Annotated in this window: 16 protein-coding genes; 5 read left to right on the plus strand and 11 right to left on the minus strand. The window is 42.2% G+C overall.

What is annotated here, in order from left to right; all coding sequences use genetic code 11:
• Positions 1-396: 396 nt before the first annotated feature.
• The 3 genes from ACIPUA_RS23055 to ACIPUA_RS23065 are packed head-to-tail and all read left to right on the plus strand — an operon-like array spanning position 397 to position 5,209.
• Positions 397-3,315 carry a xanthine dehydrogenase family protein molybdopterin-binding subunit gene (locus ACIPUA_RS23055; protein ID WP_449060205.1) on the plus strand — a complete coding sequence of 973 codons (2,919 nt, stop codon included), beginning with the start codon at positions 397-399 and terminating at the stop codon, positions 3,313-3,315.
• The gene (locus tag ACIPUA_RS23060; RefSeq protein WP_042848919.1) at positions 3,312-3,878 is read left to right on the plus strand and encodes a (2Fe-2S)-binding protein; all 567 of its coding nucleotides are present in this window, start codon (positions 3,312-3,314) and stop codon (positions 3,876-3,878) included. The genes ACIPUA_RS23055 and ACIPUA_RS23060 overlap by 4 nt, the downstream gene beginning before the upstream one ends.
• 11 nt (positions 3,879-3,889) lie before the next feature.
• Positions 3,890-5,209 carry a cytochrome c gene (locus ACIPUA_RS23065; RefSeq protein ID WP_042848920.1) on the plus strand — a complete coding sequence of 440 codons (1,320 nt, stop codon included), beginning with the start codon at positions 3,890-3,892 and terminating at the stop codon, positions 5,207-5,209.
• Between the two features lie 162 nt (positions 5,210-5,371).
• Here ACIPUA_RS23065 and umoC read toward each other — a convergent pair whose 3' ends face one another.
• Positions 5,372-5,797: a lysozyme inhibitor LprI family protein gene (umoC, locus tag ACIPUA_RS23070; RefSeq protein ID WP_048608137.1), complete on the minus strand. Its 426-nt coding sequence runs from the start codon at positions 5,795-5,797 to the stop codon at positions 5,372-5,374.
• Between the two features lie 539 nt (positions 5,798-6,336).
• Between umoC and mutS the strand changes: the two genes are divergently transcribed.
• Together mutS and miaE are read left to right on the plus strand one after the other, a co-directional pair.
• Entirely contained in the window at positions 6,337-8,904 is a 2,568-nt protein-coding gene (mutS, locus tag ACIPUA_RS23075) for a DNA mismatch repair protein MutS (protein ID WP_042848921.1), read from the plus strand.
• 1 nt (position 8,905) lies between these two features.
• Positions 8,906-9,685: a tRNA isopentenyl-2-thiomethyl-A-37 hydroxylase MiaE gene (miaE, locus tag ACIPUA_RS23080; RefSeq protein ID WP_042848923.1), complete on the plus strand. Its 780-nt coding sequence runs from the start codon at positions 8,906-8,908 to the stop codon at positions 9,683-9,685.
• A 63-nt stretch (positions 9,686-9,748) separates the two neighbouring features.
• Here miaE and rpoS read toward each other — a convergent pair whose 3' ends face one another.
• From rpoS to cysN, 10 genes are all read right to left on the minus strand, one after another.
• The gene (gene rpoS / locus ACIPUA_RS23085) at positions 9,749-10,735 is read right to left on the minus strand and encodes an RNA polymerase sigma factor RpoS (protein WP_042848924.1); all 987 of its coding nucleotides are present in this window, start codon (positions 10,733-10,735) and stop codon (positions 9,749-9,751) included.
• 54 nt (positions 10,736-10,789) lie between these two features.
• Positions 10,790-11,869, minus strand: coding sequence for a murein hydrolase activator NlpD (gene nlpD / locus ACIPUA_RS23090; protein WP_048608194.1), 1,080 nt, complete (start codon positions 11,867-11,869; stop codon positions 10,790-10,792).
• 312 nt (positions 11,870-12,181) lie between these two features.
• Positions 12,182-12,808 (minus strand): protein-L-isoaspartate(D-aspartate) O-methyltransferase, encoded by a 627-nt coding sequence (locus tag ACIPUA_RS23095; RefSeq protein WP_042848927.1) that lies wholly within the window; start codon positions 12,806-12,808, stop codon positions 12,182-12,184.
• Positions 12,805-13,566: a 5'/3'-nucleotidase SurE gene (gene surE / locus ACIPUA_RS23100; protein ID WP_042848928.1), complete on the minus strand. Its 762-nt coding sequence runs from the start codon at positions 13,564-13,566 to the stop codon at positions 12,805-12,807. Before surE ends, ACIPUA_RS23095 begins: the two co-directional genes overlap by 4 nt.
• Entirely contained in the window at positions 13,544-14,602 is a 1,059-nt protein-coding gene (truD, locus tag ACIPUA_RS23105) for a tRNA pseudouridine(13) synthase TruD (RefSeq protein ID WP_449060206.1), read from the minus strand. The genes surE and truD overlap by 23 nt, the downstream gene beginning before the upstream one ends.
• The gene (ispF, locus tag ACIPUA_RS23110) at positions 14,568-15,080 is read right to left on the minus strand and encodes a 2-C-methyl-D-erythritol 2,4-cyclodiphosphate synthase (RefSeq protein WP_042848930.1); all 513 of its coding nucleotides are present in this window, start codon (positions 15,078-15,080) and stop codon (positions 14,568-14,570) included. Before ispF ends, truD begins: the two co-directional genes overlap by 35 nt.
• A gap of 9 nt (positions 15,081-15,089) precedes the next feature.
• Positions 15,090-15,842, minus strand: coding sequence for a 2-C-methyl-D-erythritol 4-phosphate cytidylyltransferase (ispD, locus tag ACIPUA_RS23115; protein WP_071548561.1), 753 nt, complete (start codon positions 15,840-15,842; stop codon positions 15,090-15,092).
• A 59-nt stretch (positions 15,843-15,901) separates the two neighbouring features.
• The gene (gene ftsB, locus ACIPUA_RS23120; protein WP_042848932.1) at positions 15,902-16,198 is read right to left on the minus strand and encodes a cell division protein FtsB; all 297 of its coding nucleotides are present in this window, start codon (positions 16,196-16,198) and stop codon (positions 15,902-15,904) included.
• Positions 16,199-16,359: 161 nt separating this feature from the next.
• The gene (cysC, locus tag ACIPUA_RS23125) at positions 16,360-16,968 is read right to left on the minus strand and encodes an adenylyl-sulfate kinase (protein ID WP_094301238.1); all 609 of its coding nucleotides are present in this window, start codon (positions 16,966-16,968) and stop codon (positions 16,360-16,362) included.
• 5 nt (positions 16,969-16,973) lie between these two features.
• Complete coding sequence (cysN, locus tag ACIPUA_RS23130; protein ID WP_042848935.1) at positions 16,974-18,416, minus strand: sulfate adenylyltransferase subunit CysN; 1,443 nt, start codon at positions 18,414-18,416, stop codon at positions 16,974-16,976.
• Positions 18,417-18,471 lie beyond the last annotated feature (55 nt).

Below are 18,471 nucleotides of genomic sequence, written 5' to 3' on the forward strand. Positions count from 1 at the left end.
CTCGATAGTTCGCCACCAAATCAGCGCATAACAACCGATTCTATATCATTAAATACATGTTGATTTTATGTATTTATTAATAATATTCCATTTGATTTAATTAAATCATACCCCGATAAAACTCAGTGACTTTATTCAACACTGTCATATTAAGATGACTCTAACAATATTATTCACTTTCTTGAATAAATCCCTTTACTCATTCTTGATATACCTCTATAGATAACCTTACTATTTACATAATTTCTTATCTAACTTACTGAGCAATCTGATATTAATCATCAATTTTAGAATAGATATCATCGAAACAAAATAATATTACTATTAACAATTAAGATGAATTATTTATCTCCATCACTAATAAAATCTCCTAAGAATATAATCAGGGAGCACTAAATGTCGGGACAAATTTCTAGACGCAATTTTATCAAACTCGGAACCATTGCAGGTATTGCTGTTATGGTCGGTAAATTACCTTTTGCTAGTGCAATGGAGCTTGATTCAGATTCACCCCCAACAGATTGGATCGGTCAAAATGGTAAAGCTCGTTTTCGTTGGGACGGTGTGGAGAAGGTAACAGGACGCAAAAACTTTGCACGCGATTACCGAGCAAAAGATATTCCTGGCTGGCCTAAAAAACAAAGTTATGCCTTTATGTTAAAAGCAACAGAAGCGAATAAAACCTTTGAAGGCATCGACATTTCAATGCTAGGGCCAAATCTACAACCCGATAAAATTGTTTTGCAAGAAGACCTTATACGAGATGGTTTAAATATTCCTCAAGATACTAGTATGGGAAAAGGGTTCTATGGCACCAATATTTTAGTCCCTCTTGGTGAGACGCCCCCTATTATCGGCCACCCTGTTGCCATCTTAATTTATCAGGATTTTGATCATTTTAGTGCTGCACAACGAATGCTACGGTTTGCAACGAACACGGTAAAATACGGTGCCGTCACCGGCCCCAAACCGCCAGCTAACTATGGAGCAGCCCGTTACGTTCGCATTGGGGGTGAAACACCACTTTCCCCTTCCATTTTTTCTCCTTACCAAGATTCAGGAATTAAAGGCGGTTTTGATGGTAATACCCCCATTTGGCCCCCTTATGACCCTAAACATGCACTAACCATTCCACCCTTCATTCGAAAAGATCGCGGGGGTGGTTTTATTCAAGCCTTACACCAAGCAGAAAAACACCCGGATAAACAAGAAAAAGCCATGGATTATGCACGGCAAATTGAGCAAGAGGTCGAAGCTGCAAAACAGGACCCCAATAAATTTGTCATTGAACGCCACGGTTTTTCTCAGTCTATCGACCCCTGTGCTATGGAGCCAGATAACTGTAACACTTGGTATGATGCACAAACCAAAACACTGCATATTTTAACTGCGACACAATCACCTGCTGGTGTAGTAAATGCAGCAGCAGAGTTATCTAAAAACAATAAACACTTTTCAGTCGAGAATATTGTGCTATTAACTGGCTCTACGGTAGGTTATGGCTCAAAAGACTATTCGGTTTTCCCGTTCTATTCTATGGTGGCAAGTTTCTATGCCGATGGGCTACCAGTACGTATGGCAAACGACCGCTATGAACAATTTCAAATGGGGATGAAACGCCATTCCATTGAAATGGATGTCACCATTGTGGGTGATAAAAAAACGGGTAAATTTGATGTATTAAAAGGTACTTATAACTGTAATGGCGGAGGTCGTGAAAACCTTTCCGTTGCCGTATCTCACGTTGCTGTCCGTGGAGCCCAATCGATTTATTATTTCCCTAAATCGGACTTAACAGCCTTAGCAATGGCGACCCCTGCAGTTGAAGCCGGCTCTATGCGTGGTTTTGGGTCATTACAATCTATGGCGGTCACCGAGTTAATGGTCGATGAAATCGCCCATGATCTTAACATTGACCCTATCGAGTTACGCCGCCGTAACGCTATTTTAGAAGGTTATCCAAATACTCAAGGTGGTGTTATTGCAGGCGATCCTCGCAATGTAGAAATGTTAAACCTAGCAGAAAACCACCCAATTTGGGTCGAACGTAATAAAAATAAAGCAGAATATGAAGCAAAAAACCTGGGGAAACTCTACGGTGTTGGTTTTGCTCAAGTACAACAAGTTTACGGCTCAAGTGGCGTTCCTACTATCCTCTCCCTAGAATTTGACGCCAATGGCAAACTCACCATGCGCCATTGTATGCAAGAAATTGGTACTGGCGGCACAACCGCACAACAAGTGATGGTATGGCAAGCGCTGAGTAAAGCCCCTGATGTTGTCGAGTTTGGCGTCACTGAATTTGAGGAGTTACCCCTTAAAACCAGTTGGGCAGACCAGAAAAAACAAGATGAGTTATCTAAAACTGATCCTTATTGGACGCCCGCTCTTATCCCTGATATGAGCTCATCTAGTGGCGTTTACTACATTGGTTTTGGTACTCGCCAAGCCGGGCATTTTCTATTGGAAAACACACTCTGGCCTGCCGCAAAAAGTATTTGGAGTGAAGGTCCTGGTGGTGGAGCTTTCAATGGCTTAAATGTCGAATTCGCAGATATCCGAGTAGGGCCTGAAGGTATTGGCGGCGGAGGCATGAAACCAATTCCCTTCGACAAACTTGCAAAAAGAGCCCATGAAATGGGGTTAATTACAGGCGTCGCCGTACATGGATACTCAAGCTGGCAATGGGCTCGTGCAGAATTTGATATTCCTACTGTTGGCTTAAAAAACCTCCCTCTTGATGCGATATCTGTACGTTATGGTGATGGTGCATCACAAAAATTGAAAAAACAAATGACAACAGGCGGTTATCATTTCATTAAACGTAATATTGCCTACTACCCGCCGACACAGCGCGCAAAAGCCGACCCGACTACAGTGACGCCCGCATCCTGTTTAGTTGAGCTAAATGTCAATACCATGACTGGCGAAGTCGAGATCATGCGTCACCATATGATTATGGACCCCGGCACTATGATTGTACCTGAATTAGTATCTGGGCAAATCCAAGGTGGCACCGCAATGGGGATTGGTCACGCATTAATGGAAGAGCTCCCGTTATATGAAGATGGCCCCGGTAATGGAACATGGAATTTTAACCGCTATGTTCTGCCTCGAGCTAAAGATGTCGCCGTATGGCAGCAAACCATTGATTACTTACCGCCCCTTTCTGAGACCTCACCACCAAAAGGTATGGCTGAACTTGGAATGATCCCCATCTTACCAGCGACTAGTAATGCATTAACCCACGCTACAGGCAAGCGTTTCTACGAATTCCCGATTACGGTTGATAAAATTAAAAAGGCCCTCTCATGAATATCAAAAATGCCGTTCCGATTATTGAGCGCAAGCCATTAACACTGACCATTAACGGCAAAAAAATTGGTCCTATTGATGTCCCTGTTGGTATGCCAATGATTGAATTTTTACATGAATATTTAGACCTCACTGGTACTCACTTCGGCTGTGGGCAAGGGATCTGCCACGCTTGCACCATCATGGAAATTCAACCCGATGGCTCAACGATTGAAAGCCGCACCTGCATCTTTGGTGCTCATTACTTTAATCATAAAAATATTGTCACCATCGAGGGGCAAGCTAAACTTGATGAACAAGGCAACGTCATTGAATTAACACCAATCCAGCAAGCCTTTATCGAAAACTTCTCTTTCCAATGTGGGTATTGTGCCCCTGGTTTTGTCACTGGCGCGACGGTATTTCTTGATAAGCTCAAGAAACACCCAATTAAACGCGCAGAGCTAGAACATGCAATAGAAGAAGCTCTCAACGAACATATTTGCCGTTGTACCGGCTATGTACGTTATTATGAAGCGGTGAGAAAAGTTGCTCTCGACACCCCCGGCTGTGTAATAGACTAAGGGGAAAGACAATGACTAAATCTAGCTCCATACGTAAAACGTTCTATATCATCATCGTAATATTCATAGCGCTTATGCTTGCTATCCTATTCGGTGCATTTCGAACCTCAAGTATCGCAACTAATATCGATAAACCACTGACCTCAGAAGAAATCGCAAAATTACTGCCTAGAGGCCAAGAATTGGCAACAGCAGGAGACTGTTTTGGTTGTCATTCTTTGCCTGAGGGGCCGCTAGCGGCAGGAGGACGAGCCATTGAAACGCCATTTGGGACCATTTATTCCACCAATATCACCCCCGACAAACAATTCGGCATCGGTAACTATACGCGTGCCGATTTCCATCGAGCATTAAAAGACGGTATTGGCAAAGAAAGAGGGAACCTCTATCCTGCGATGCCTTTTGTCTTTACACATATGACAACATCAGAAGATATTGATGCCTTATATGCTTATGTGATGTCACTTCCTCCCATGGCGGTGCCAAACAAAGAAAATACAGGGGTTTTTGTCCTCCCAGTTCGTCCGTTTATGAACTTTTGGACACTACTGAACTTCCCGAAACGAAATGCACCACATGACCCGCAACGTTCTGCCGAATGGAACCGCGGTGCTTATCTTGTCGAAGGGTTAGCTCACTGTGGCGCCTGTCATTCACCACGTAACCTTATGATGGGCGTAGAGTTTTCACGTTCACTTCAAGGTGGGGAGGAAGCAAGTTTGGCAATTCCTAATATTACTGCCGCAGCACTGTCTAAGCATGGTTATGATACTGCCTCACTAAGCCAATTTTTACTCACAGGTAACGCACCACAAGGCTCTGCTTTTGCAGATATGAGCACTGTCACACACTTTTCCACTAGTCAGATGAAAAAAAGTGATGTCGATGATATGGCTATTTATTTAATGACCAATAAACAAGGAAAAGTACTTGGCAAAAAAGAGCCGCCAGCTCCACTTCCTGAAGCTAATAGCCAACAAATGGCTGATACCGCAGGGACTATGGAGCAAGGGCGTCTGATGTATATGTCGACCTGCGCAGGCTGTCACGGCATCACAGGGGAAGGCGTTCCTAATGGCATTCCAGCCTTAAAAGGTAACGCTATTTTAGCAATGGATAGCCCCGAGACTTTTATAAGTGTGGTATTAACCGGTATCCCGACAACAACGTTCCCTAATGGCCAACGTATGTACGCCATGCCAAGTTTTGCAGATGATTTAACATCACAAGAGATAGCCGATTTAATTTCATGGGCGCGAGCCGAATGGGGAGGACAAAGTAACCCTGTTACCGTTGAGCAAGTTGAAAAGCTGAAAAAGGCAGCGCGATAACCAACAAAGCCCCTTAATACGAACTTAAGGGGCTCAAATTGCCAGTCATAAGGGTGAATTCCCATATTGGATACATTTCTTATCTTGTTTATCGCAACCATGACGAAAGCAATTTACTGCCATATGCATAAAAAACTTAAGGCACCCCGATAAGAACAACTTTTATGGGTTAAGCGCTTCAATTCGTGAGTAAGTTAGCTGCACTTTACACGCTAGCATTACATCCCCCATTCCGGTTCCACCGAGTAATGCATCTGCCTGACGTTGGCACTCACTAACTCTAAATGCAAGGAAATCATCCTGCGATTTTTTTAATGATGTAATCGCCTGTGTCGTCGCAGATGAATTCAACTGTTTTAGATGTGTTTCATTGTCGGTAAGTGCTTGCTTCATTAGCTCATCGGCTTTATCTAATTTACTTTGCAAACAAGCTTGAACCGCAGTTCGTGGAGCATCTGCAATTTGCTCATAGCATTCTTTGAGAGGGCCCTCTGTGACTTTAGTATCTGGGGTAGCATCAGCATAAGAGAATGCCGGTATAGCAATTGCCGTAGCGATAATTAGCGCTTTTGATGTGCTAAATTTCATGAAAACCTCTCAATTCGTATATGAATTAACTTTTTAACCCATTCTAATATTAAGGTCTACACAAGTACCTGATTTATGGATTAGTCTTAGTTATTTTTGTAAACCTATATTTAAGCGATTTTTCGTAATAAATCCATTCTGGATAAAGGTCAGCGCCCATCCATAACCAGTTGATTAACATTAATAAAAAATATTAGCTGAGATTTATCGTCTACAAATAACCATATAGATTAAATTAATTTAGCTAGCAAAGCTAACTCCTTCCTCTAATATAATTCTAAACTAAATTGTTCTTGAATATAAAACAATCATAAGATATTCACCGGATCAACATCCCGAGAGAATACACACATTTCAGAGCTTTTATTTCCCAATACTGTTGCCCCTGCTCATAACCACGTCATACTATAGCGAATTATGCGACATGTACTTTTATCTACACTCATTTATTACGATCTGTGGTATTTTATTACCTGAATACAATCTTCGAATAAACTCACAGAATTTAGTTAACTCAATACGTTAGAACAGACAATATTATGACTGATAAGCAAAGTTTCGAATCCCACACCCCCATGATGCAGCAGTATTTAAAACTAAAAGCACAACATTCAGACATACTGCTGTTTTATCGTATGGGTGATTTTTACGAACTCTTCTTCGATGATGCAAAAAAAGCCTCTCAATTATTGGACATCTCGCTCACTAAACGCGGGCAATCTGCGGGGCAACCTATACCAATGGCTGGGGTTCCTCACCATGCCGCCGAAGGCTACTTAGCCAAATTGGTGCAAATGGGTGAGTCTGTCGCAATTTGCGAACAAATTGGCGACCCAGCAACAAGCAAAGGGCCGGTAGAGCGCCAAGTCGTACGCATTGTCACCCCCGGCACCATTACTGATGAAGCTCTTTTAAATGAGCGGCAAGACAACTTACTGGCCGCGGTTTGGCAAGACCCACAAGGTTTTGGTTATGCCACTTTAGATATTACCTCTGGGCGTTTTATTATTAGCGAAATTGCCGACGAAGAAGCACTGCAAGCTGAACTTCAGCGCACTCGCCCTGCTGAGTTACTGTACCCAGAAGACTTCGCTAGCATGTCACTTATTGAACATAATAAAGGGTTACGTCGTCGCCCATTATGGGAATATGAACTCGATACGGCAAAACAGCAGCTTGGCTTACAGTTTGGTACCAAAGACTTAGTCGGGTTTGGCGTCGAAAATGCCCACAAAGCCCTTCGTGCAGCAGGCTGTTTACTGCAATATGTGAAAGATACACAACGTACTTCGTTACCCCACATTCGCAGTATTGTGATGGAAAAACAAAATGATAATGTCATTTTGGATGCAGCAACTCGTCGAAATTTAGAGATCACACAAAACCTAGCCGGCGGTACAGAAAATACCCTTGCCGCAATTTTAGATATGTGTGTCACCCCAATGGGTAGCCGCATGTTAAAACGCTGGCTGCATACACCTTTAAGAAACATTCAAGTCTTGAATAACCGCCAGCAAGCTATTGGGGCTCTACAGGAATGTGGTTTTGAACTGCAACCTTTTTTACGTCAAATTGGGGATTTAGAACGTGTATTGGCCCGTCTTGCGTTACGTTCTGCACGGCCTCGTGACTTAACGCGCATGCGCCATGCTTTCCAACAATACCAAGATATTCATCAAATCTTGGGGCAATCCAATAGCGCCTACTTGCAAGATTTACAACAACGGATTGGCCAATTTGACGAACTACAAGCGTTACTTGAAAGAGCCATTATCGATGCTCCGCCAGTCTTAGTTCGTGATGGCGGCGTCATCGCCCCAGGGTATAACAGTGAACTCGATGAATGGCGTGCACTCGCAGATGGTGCTACAGATTACCTAGATAAACTGGAAATTCGCGAAAGGGAAAAACTGGGGATAGACACACTTAAAGTTGGTTATAACGCGGTGCACGGGTACTATATCCAAGTCAGCCGAGGTCAAAGCCACCTAACTCCAATCCACTATGTTCGTCGTCAAACCCTAAAAAATGCAGAACGCTATATTATTCCTGAATTAAAAGAATATGAAGATAAAGTACTGACATCAAAAGGGAAAGCGTTAGCAATTGAAAAAGCATTATATGATGAGCTATTTGATATGTTACTTCCTCATCTTGCTGAATTACAAACCAGTGCAGAAGCACTAGCTGAGCTAGACGTATTAGCAAACCTTGCTGAACGCGCAGATACTTTAGGCTATGCTTGCCCACAACTCACTGAAAAAGCAGGTATTCAGATTACTGAAGGCCGCCACCCAGTTGTTGAGCAAGTACTGAGTGAACCCTTTATATCTAACCCTCTATCACTGTCACCGCAGCGTCGCCTACTGATCATCACAGGGCCAAATATGGGTGGTAAAAGTACTTATATGCGCCAAACTGCATTGATCACATTGCTAGCCTATATCGGTAGCTTTGTGCCTGCGAGTAAAGCGGTTATTGGTCCAATTGACCGGATCTTTACCCGTGTTGGGGCTTCTGATGACCTTGCTTCTGGCCGCTCAACCTTCATGGTTGAAATGACTGAAACAGCGAATATTCTCCATAATGCAACTGAACATAGTTTAGTATTAATGGATGAAATAGGACGAGGGACTTCCACCTATGATGGGCTTTCACTCGCTTGGGCTTGTGCTGAAAACTTAGTGAATAAAATCAAAGCAATGACATTATTTGCTACCCACTATTTTGAGTTAACTACACTGCCAGAAAAGCTCGAAGGTGCTGTCAACATCCACCTTGATGCCATTGAACACGGTGATACTATTGCCTTTATGCATAATGTCCAAGATGGTGCCGCCAGTAAAAGTTATGGCCTAGCAGTAGCCTCTCTTGCTGGTGTCCCTAAGGATGTCATCAAGCGAGCTAAACAGAAATTGAAAGAACTTGAGGTTATCTCCAATAATGCCAATACCAGCCATGTTGATAGTGCGCAACTTAGCTTCTTAACCACAGAAGAAGCCGAGCCCTCACCCGCACTAGCGGCATTAGACAGTATTGACCCGGATAAACTCACACCTCGCCAAGCCCTTGATTGGATTTATCGTTTAAAGGACATGAATATATAACATGAATGAGTATCAACAATTACTGGCGCCAATCCGCCAGTTTTTGCAATGTGAAACACCCGATGCTTGGGTGCAAAAAGCATGTTTACCTGAAAGCTTACCCATTATTTTAAAAGACCACCTATTATGCGAACTAAAAGCCGCGCAAAGTGCCATGTTTTTAATTCGCAAATATGCGGTAGATAAGCAAAGTGCTACTGTATTACTTGAATGGTTTAAACCCTATGAAGCATTCGCTTATGATCGAATTGGCGATATATATACGTTAAAAAATAAAAACCAAATTTCCAAGCAAATACTCGCGAAAAAACAATCGCCTTATAGCCAAGACTTAATTGATAAAATGGTATTGCTTATCAAAGAAGAGCTTCACCATTTTTATCAAGTTCTTGAAATTATGCACCAAAGGAATATTCCCTATGATGGGATAACCGCAGGGCGTTATGCAAAAAGCTTATTTAGCTATATTAGCCCTCATGACCCTAAAACCTTGGTTGATAAACTCATTATTGGTGCTTATATTGAAGCCCGTTCATGTGAACGCTTTGCGAAACTGGCACCTTATTTAGATGAGCAACTGGCTAACTTTTATATTTCATTATTGCGTTCTGAGGCACGTCATTACCAAGATTATTTACACTTAGCGCAATTAATTAGCAAACAGGATATCACTGAACGTATTAATTACTTTGGTATTATTGAAGCTGAACTAATTTCTACCCCTGATGATGATTTTAAGTTTCATAGTGGTGTACCAATCACTTTAACTCGTGCATATTGATATAAAAAAATCCCTATAAACTTTCATCTATAGGGATTTTGAATAACTAACCTAGTTAGTGCTCTACATGTTGAATAATGCTTCTAATGTCAGCTCTTCACCATGTAAAATATCTTTTAACCGCCTTAAACCTTCGACTTGGATCTGACGAACCCTTTCTCGAGTGAGCCCAATTTCGCGCCCAACCTCTTCCAGAGTTTCTGCTTCATAACCTAAAAGCCCAAAACGTCGTGCTAAAACCTCCCTTTGTTTTGGGTTCAATTCAAATAACCATTTAACAATATTCTCTTTTAAATCATTATCTTGAATTGTATTTTCTGGACCTGAATCATTATCATCAGACAATACCTCAAGCAAAGATTTTTCTGAATCCCCTGCAATTGGAGTGTCAACAGACGTAATACGTTCATTTAAGCGCAACATCCGGCTGACATCTTCGACAGGTTTATCTAACTGTTCAGCGATTTCTTCAGGGCTTGGCTCATGGTCCAGCTTTTGGGCTAATTCACGTGCAGTACGAAGGTAAATATTGAGTTCTTTAACGATATGAATAGGAAGGCGAATTGTACGAGTTTGGTTCATGATAGCACGTTCTATCGTTTGACGTATCCACCATGTTGCATACGTCGAAAATCGAAACCCTTTTTCAGGATCGAATTTCTCAACAGCACGGATCAACCCAAGATTCCCTTCCTCGATCAAGTCGAGTAAAGCAAGACCTCGATTATTATAACGGCGAGATATTTTTACAACTAAACGAAGATTACTTTCAATCATGCGTTGACGCGACGCAAGATCACCGCGCAATGCACGCCTTGCATAAAAGACTTCTTCTTCAGCTGTAAGGAGCGGTGAGAATCCAATTTCACTGAGATAAATTTGGGTGGCATCCAGAACACGTTGGTTTGTGTTCTGGAGTAAATCCATTTCTTCATCCTGCTCTGAAACTAGATCCTCTTCTTTAAACTGACTCTCATCAAATGCATCATCTAAATTGCTTTCGTCGAGGTCATTATATAACTCGTTAACTTTCAGCGAACTTTGGCTCATCAGTGACTCCTACCCTTGATAATGCGGACAGAATGTCAAAGCATTCCGCCCAGTTTATCGCTGCGGCAAATAGCGCAACGGGTTTACTGATTTTCCCTTGTAACGAATTTCAAAGTGTAATCTAACCGAACTTGTTCCAGTACTACCCATGGTGGCTATTTTTTGACCTTCAGTGACATCCTGTTGATCACGCACAAGCAACGTATCGTTGTGTGCATAGGCACTCAAGTAGTCATCGTTATGTTTTATAATTATTAGATTTCCATATCCACGCAAAGCATTACCTGCGTAAACGACTTTTCCTGGAGCAGCAGCAAGTACAGCTTGACCACGAGAACCTGCAATATCTATCCCTTTGTTCCCGCCTTGAGCATCTGAGAAACTTTCAATCATTTTCCCATCTGCCGGCCAACGCCATTTTATTGACGAATTATTTGTACTACTAGCTGCGGTTGAAGCAGTTGTGGTCGTCGGAGCTGTTGTCGTCGTTGAAACTTGCGTTGCAGGTTTCTTATTATTAGGCAACATCTTACCTGTAGTTTGACCACCACTATTTTCAGGATACGCATTAGTTGTTCGAAGATCAACCGGTTGCTGATGACTATTTGATGAATTTGAGGCTAATTGAGTGCTCGAGTTCACATTTGTGTTACCAATATTAATAACTTGCCCTACATTTAAGCTGTATGGCTCAGGAATATTGTTTCGAGATGCTAACTCACGGAAATCATTACCCGTTATATAAGCAATGTAAAATAGCGTATCACCGCGCTGAACAGTATAACTATTACCGCTATAACTGCCTTTTGGTATATTGCCGTAGTCACGGTTATACACAATACGCCCTTCTCCATTGGTCGTAACAGGCCCTGAAGATGAAGTACGACTAACCGGTTGTGTATTGGTATTACTTGATAAATTTGGGCGTGCAGACGGCATTGCCGTACTCACCCCCGTATTTGATGACGATACGGGTGCCACTCTTTGCGTCGTTGGCTGGCGAGATTGGCTATCATTCACACTGGAAATAGGTGCTGCCGTATGATAAGGCGTGGAACAGCCTGCCAATAGTGCTCCGCTAAATGAAAAGATGACTGCCCATCGAATTCTGCTTATAGGGCTAACAATTTTCATGCTTCTTCTCCCGTGAAGAAAAATCTGACGTGACAATGCAAAATAATGTCAGTAATAGAGATACCATAAAATATTTCACTTATTAAAACAGAAATACAAAATAGTGAACAAGTTAAATATATCAAAAATATAACAATTTGAGATTATGACTCAATAGTTTGAGCCTATTATCCAATTTAAGAGGGTTAAACTATCATATTTAGAATAGTTTTACTGCTATTTGAGTTAATGAAGTATTCGCAATAGTATTTATGTAGACTAATGATACAAAATTACCCAGTGCGGTGATGGATAAATACCATTGCAAATAGATTAAAGAAGGTCACCCGCAACTAATGGAACAAAACGCACTTTCTCGATGACATTAGCATGGTAATCATTACCACGACGGGTAATGAGCTTTAAAGATTGTTCTTTATCTCCAACAGGTAAAACCATCCGCCCACCATCTTTCAATTGCTCCAGTAACATGGTTGGCACTTCAGTCGGCGCAGCTGTCACAATGATAGCATCGAAAGGGCCCTTTGATTGCCACCCTTCCCAACCATCACCATGGCGAGTTGACACATTATGTAAATCAAGCTGTTTTAAACGCCGCTTTGCGGACCATTGCAAACTTTTCACTCGTTCAACAGAGAAAACATGCTCAACTAAATGAGCAAGTACTGCCGTTTGATAGCCAGACCCTGTCCCTATTTCAAGCACCTTGTCATTCGGTGACAAAGACAGCAAGGCGGTCATTTTAGCCACTATGTATGGTTGCGAAATAGTCTGACCATAGCCTATCGGCAATGGAATATTATCGTAGGCTTTATGTGAAAGAGCTTCATCCACAAAGCGTTCTCGAGGCACGAGTGAAATTGCGTCTAATAGGCGCTCATCGTGAATTCCCTGTTGGCGTAATTGAGCCAAAAGATCTTTCATGAGCCCTGTTATCATTTTACTAGCACTCCTGATTTTTCTAGCCATTCTTCCACTAACGTGTGCGTTTTATAGGCTGTTAAGTCAACTTGCAATGGGGTTATCGAAACATAGCCATGTTGTACAGCTTCAAAATCGGTCCCCGGACCAGCATCTCGAATTTCACCAACAGGGCCTAGCCAATACAGCATATTACCTTTCGGGTCTTCTAAGCTATATACCTCAGATGCAGCATGCCGGCTTCCACAGCGAGTCACTTTGATACCTTTAATATCCTCATAAGGAATATCAGGTACGTTGATATTTAAAATATTACCCGCACGCAGAGGGCTCTTTTGCAGCAACATCAAGATATCACATGTTACCCTTGCCGCACTTTCATAATGAGTATCCCCATCTAATGACACGGCAATCGACGGTAAGCCTAAGTGACGCCCCTCAGTAGCCGCAGCGACTGTACCTGAGTAAATCACGTCATCCCCCAAGTTCGGCCCACAATTGATACCTGAGACCACAATATCAGGCCGTGGGCGCACCACTTTATTTACCCCGATATACACACAATCTGTTGGCGTGCCTTCTTGTACCGAAAGGTCACCATTACTTAACGTTTGAATTCTCAAAGGCTTATCTAATGTTAGTGCATTCGACGCACCACTGCGATTGCGGTCTGGGGCAATCACTTGAACATGATAATATTGGCGTAGCGCAGCCGCTAGGGTTTGGATACCCGGTGCATTTACGCCATCGTCATTACTCAATAAAATCTTTAGCATCGGCATTATCCTGCCCATTTTGATTGATAATTTCTCTTACTACACTTGTCGCAAAACTACCTGAGTTTAAGAAAAATGTTAGCTTTACTGTCGTGTTATCTAACCATTGCCACTGCAATCCCTGAGGCTTGATAATAACGGCTCTTCTCACCAAAGATGCGCGTTCACTTTTCATTAAAGCCATAAATGGCTGATAATCTTCTAAGCAATGAATTTCAAACCCTAATGCGTCATCTTGCGAACCTAACTCGCCATCACCAGGAAGAGGGGCAGTAATACTTAACTCTGTTGATAACACACGTTCTTGCAGTGTTAATAACTCATCCGAAGTTGCAACAAACCAACTCCCCCGCCCCGTTAGTTGTAATGCATCCCCTAATAGCACTTGATGTACCGTATTATTCGCAATACGTTCACTCGCAATATGGTTAAACATTGCACTGCGAGCCGCAGAAAGATAAAAACTGCGTTTATTCCGCTCACGAACATGAATCTCTTGGTTTGCCCAACGTAATGCTTGGGTCAGATTCTGCCCACCACGACCAAAGCGCTGCTCACCAAAATAATTAGGTACTCCAGATAATGCGACTTTTTCTAAGCGTTGTTCAACATCTTTCGCATCTGAAATATCACGCAAAGTGATTTCAAATTGATTTCCTTTCAAGGAACCAATACGTAATTTCCGTTTTTGCCGTGTAGTGGCAAGCACGCGGCATCCTTCAAGCTGCCATGCAGAAAAATCTGGCGTTACCTTACCCGGCATTTGTAAGCAAAACCACTGCTCAGTCACCGCATGCCTATCTTTTAAACCTGCATAGCTGACAGCTCTAGCTGAAATTTTAGCAAACTTTGCTAATTGCTCAGCAACAAACAGCGTATTACACCCTGTTTTTTCGACACGAACCATGACATGTTCGCCTTCACCATCGAGCTCAAAGCCTAAATCTTCTTTGACAATAAAATCTTCAGGAACACTTTTTAGCGTGCCAGAAGACAACGGCTTACCATGCAGGTACTGAACATTCATTGCTTTCATTACTATTATCTTTGACTAAAAGAACAACCGCGGCGCAGGCAATGCCTTCTTTACGCCCCACAAACCCCAACTGCTCCGTCGTCGTGGCTTTCGCATTAACATCATCCATATGACATTCAAGGTCTTCAGCAATATTGACCCGCATTTGAGCAATATGCGGCAACATTTTAGGCGCTTGAGCCATAATGGTAATATCAATATTACCAATACGATAACCTTTAGCACGTACATGACAAAAGGCTTCCCTTAGTAACACACGGCTATCAGCCCCTTTAAATGCAGGGTCAGTATCTGGAAATAATTTACCGATATCTCCTAACGCAGCAGCACCGAGTACTGCGTCAGTTAATGCATGCAATACAACATCACCATCTGAGTGCGCGAGTAGGCCTTGCTCGTAAGGGATGCGCACGCCACCAATGATGATAGGGCCTTCACCACCAAATTTGTGTACGTCAAAACCGTGTCCGATTCTCATTTTTTTTCCTTAATTGTTCATTCTTGAAAGATAAAACTCCGCCAAGGTGAGATCTTCTGGGCGTGTCACTTTTAGATTATCTGCGCGCCCCGGAACTAATACCGGTTGATAACCGCAATATTCAAGTGCAGAGGCTTCGTCTGTGATCACTGCATTTTCTTTCAAGGCTTTACTTAGACAGTCCCGTAATAATAATAGCGGGAAAAATTGTGGTGTCAGCGCATGCCATAGAGCCTCACGTTCAACAGTATGGTCGATTAACTGGCTGGCTTTTAAACTGCGTTTCATGGTGTCACGAACAGGCGCCGCGAGTATCCCACCACAGCAGTTTTGTTCTGTTGTTAATTGAATAATTTTATTTAAATCTGACTGGTGGAGGCAAGGACGAGCAGCATCATGGACTAACACCCAACAATTTGAGAGTTCAGGTTGCGCCGCTAAAAAATTGACACCGGCAAGGACCGAATCTGCACGTTCCTTTCCACCAATAACCGCAGTAATTCGAGGGTTTGTTGAAATAGCTAGCTGCTGAAAATATTCATCTTCTGAGCTTAGTGCAATGATAATATGTTTAACATTATTATTTGCTAGCAATGCACTCAGTGTATGTTCAATGATCGTTTTGCCAGCCACCCGTAGATATTGTTTGGGGCAATCGGCATTCATGCGGCTCCCTATCCCTGCCGCAGGAATTAGCGCAACAATTTGAGGGTCATTGTTTTGTAGGGCTCGGGTTTGTGGGGTATTGTCTGGATTTATCATTATTAGATTCTTACATCAGAAATAATCAGGCTAATGGGCATACCATTTTTGCATCGTTATTATTGTGTGGATTTTTGGTTATTACTTTCTTTAACCACCCGATAAAAAGATTCCCCAGGCTTGATCATCCCAAGCTCACTACGAGCTCGTTCTTCAATCGCATCCTGCCCATCATTTAAATCATTAATTTCCGCAAATAGCTGTTCATTACGCATTTTCAAGCGCGAGTTAACAATTTCCTGAGCAGCAACATCATCTTTGACCTGTACGTAATCATGTATGCCGTTCTTACCTAACCATAAGGAATATTGTAACCATGCTAATATCGCGATTAATAGTAGCGTTAATTTACCCATCTTGCCCCCTGAAATGATTTGCTAATCATCCCATAACTCAACGAATGACGCTACTGTGATACTAAAATAGTGATAAAAAGTCAGAATAAGTCTGGTTTAAATGCACTAAATATTCCCTCTTATTTTACCATTTAATAAAAAAGAGGGATATTTAAAGGCCATTAATAATCCACTTGAATGATTTGATTGCGCAATAATAACGCAATAATTTGAGAAAGGGAGTCTGAAATCGGTTGTTGACCATTAAGCTGTAGCTCCGGATATTGCGGGGCTTCATAGGGGGAGTCAACCCCTGTAAACTGCTTGATTTTACCTTCTCGGGCTTGTTGATATAAACCTTTTGGGTCGCGCTGTTCACAAATACTGACAGGAGTATCAACATACAATTCAAAAAATTGGTTCGGCTCAAATAAATCGCGCACCTTTTGCCGATCATGTTGAAACGGGGAAATAAATGCAGTAGCAACAATTAAGCCTGCATCTACCATTAATTTAGCCACTTCCCCGATCCGCCGGATATTTTCTTGCCGATCCGCTTCGCTAAAACCTAAATCACGACATAACCCGTGGCGAACATTATCACCGTCCAATAAATAGGTTTTATTCCCCATTGAAGCTAATTGATGTTCTATCGCCCCTGCAAGGGTAGATTTCCCTGAACCCGATAACCCTGTAAACCACAATACTGCACCTTTGTGCCCATTATTGCTTTCCCGTAGCTGTCGAGTCACAGCATGTTGATGCCAAACTATATTATTTGCTTTTGTCATCATAGTTATTTTCCACCAAGAACATCACGAGCGCCCCAATGCGGAAAATGACGACGAACTAATTTATTTAATTCAATTTCAAATTCACTAAATTCACTAGTTGGCTCAAAAATAGGGGCTTGTGTCTCGCGAACTAGCCCTGCTCCTACGGTGACATTAGTTAACCGGTCAATCAGGATCATACCGCCAGTATCCGCATTACGCTGATAATTTTCTAACAATAGCGGCTCATCAAAAGAAAACTCCACTAAACCTATTCCATTTAGAGGTAACTCTGTGGCAACTTTTTGCGTTAAATTATTCACATCAACTTGATATTGAATATTTTCAACCTTGGCTCGACTACGCTTACCAGCCACTTTTATATCGAGTTGCTGCCCTTGGACTAAAGGCTGCTCAGACATCCACACAACATCAACTGACGCATGTTGTGTCGCTTGTAAGGTTTCATTTTCTGCAACCAATAAATCACCGCGGCTAATATCAATTTCGTCCGCTAAAACGAGCGTGATAGCTTCCCCCGGAATAGCAAACTCTTGTGGACCAGAAAAAGTCACAATCTGTTTAATTTGAGATGTCGCCCCCGACGGTAAGACTTTAATGTTTTGCCCTACCCGTACAATACCTGACGATAACGTTCCACTGTAGCCTCGAAAATCTAAGTTTGGACGATTAACATACTGCACTGGAAAACGCATTGCCTGTTCTACGGCCTTTTGTTCCACTTGAACATTTTCTAAAATCGATAATAGTGTTTCGCCTTGATACCAAGGTAAGTGATGGCTGCTATTCACAATATTGTCGCCATCAAGCGCTGAAATTGGCACAAACCATACATTCAATTCAACGGGTAATTCTGTTGCAAACTGTTGATAATCCTGTTTAATTTTCTCAAATACAGCTTCGCTGTAACCCACCAGATCCATTTTATTTACGGCGACAACAAGATGGCGTATCCCCAACAAAGTACTGATAAAGCTATGGCGTCGAGTTTGCTCTTGTACCCCTTTTCTCGCATCGATCAACAAAATAGAAAGTGAACATGTTGATGCGCCTGTCGCCATATTACGCGTGTATTGCTCATGACCAGGTGTATCGGCAATAATAAATTTGCGTTTTTCCGTGGAAAAATAGCGATAAGCAACGTCGATGGTGATCCCTTGCTCACGCTCTGCTGCGAGCCCATCAACCAATAACGCAAGATCCAGTTTTTCGCCTTGCGTACCTATACGCTTACTATCACTTTGCAGTGTTGAGAGCTGATCTTGATAAATTTGGCGGGTATCATGCAGTAAACGGCCAATTAAAGTACTTTTGCCATCATCTACATTGCCACAAGTTAAAAAACGTAATAACCCTTTTTGCTGCTGAGCCAGTAAATAAGGTTCCACACCACCTTGCTGCTCAATTTGATGTGCAATTGATTCGTTATAAACGGCCTGTGCCATGATTTTTCTCCTGACCTTACGTATTGACCCTGACGTTATGTATTAACCTTCCCCA

It is taken from the genome of Providencia sp. AGC89, assembly GCF_053543535.1.

What these genes read in the sequence shown, in the direction of transcription:
- ACIPUA_RS23055 (WP_449060205.1), top strand. Translation starts at nt 397, where the DNA reads ATGTCGGGACAAATTTCTAGACGCAATTTTATCAAACTCGGAACCATT.
- ACIPUA_RS23060 (WP_042848919.1), top strand. Translation starts at nt 3,312, where the DNA reads ATGAATATCAAAAATGCCGTTCCGATTATTGAGCGCAAGCCATTAACA.
- ACIPUA_RS23065 (WP_042848920.1), top strand. Translation starts at nt 3,890, where the DNA reads ATGACTAAATCTAGCTCCATACGTAAAACGTTCTATATCATCATCGTA.
- umoC (WP_048608137.1), bottom strand. Translation starts at nt 5,797, where the DNA reads ATGAAATTTAGCACATCAAAAGCGCTAATTATCGCTACGGCAATTGCT.
- mutS (WP_042848921.1), top strand. Translation starts at nt 6,337, where the DNA reads ATGACTGATAAGCAAAGTTTCGAATCCCACACCCCCATGATGCAGCAG.
- miaE (WP_042848923.1), top strand. Translation starts at nt 8,906, where the DNA reads ATGAATGAGTATCAACAATTACTGGCGCCAATCCGCCAGTTTTTGCAA.
- rpoS (WP_042848924.1), bottom strand. Translation starts at nt 10,735, where the DNA reads ATGAGCCAAAGTTCGCTGAAAGTTAACGAGTTATATAATGACCTCGAC.
- nlpD (WP_048608194.1), bottom strand. Translation starts at nt 11,869, where the DNA reads ATGAAAATTGTTAGCCCTATAAGCAGAATTCGATGGGCAGTCATCTTT.
- ACIPUA_RS23095 (WP_042848927.1), bottom strand. Translation starts at nt 12,808, where the DNA reads ATGATAACAGGGCTCATGAAAGATCTTTTGGCTCAATTACGCCAACAG.
- surE (WP_042848928.1), bottom strand. Translation starts at nt 13,566, where the DNA reads ATGCTAAAGATTTTATTGAGTAATGACGATGGCGTAAATGCACCGGGT.
- truD (WP_449060206.1), bottom strand. Translation starts at nt 14,602, where the DNA reads ATGAAAGCAATGAATGTTCAGTACCTGCATGGTAAGCCGTTGTCTTCT.
- ispF (WP_042848930.1), bottom strand. Translation starts at nt 15,080, where the DNA reads ATGAGAATCGGACACGGTTTTGACGTACACAAATTTGGTGGTGAAGGC.
- ispD (WP_071548561.1), bottom strand. Translation starts at nt 15,842, where the DNA reads ATGATAAATCCAGACAATACCCCACAAACCCGAGCCCTACAAAACAAT.
- ftsB (WP_042848932.1), bottom strand. Translation starts at nt 16,198, where the DNA reads ATGGGTAAATTAACGCTACTATTAATCGCGATATTAGCATGGTTACAA.
- cysC (WP_094301238.1), bottom strand. Translation starts at nt 16,968, where the DNA reads ATGACAAAAGCAAATAATATAGTTTGGCATCAACATGCTGTGACTCGA.
- cysN (WP_042848935.1), bottom strand. Translation starts at nt 18,416, where the DNA reads ATGGCACAGGCCGTTTATAACGAATCAATTGCACATCAAATTGAGCAG.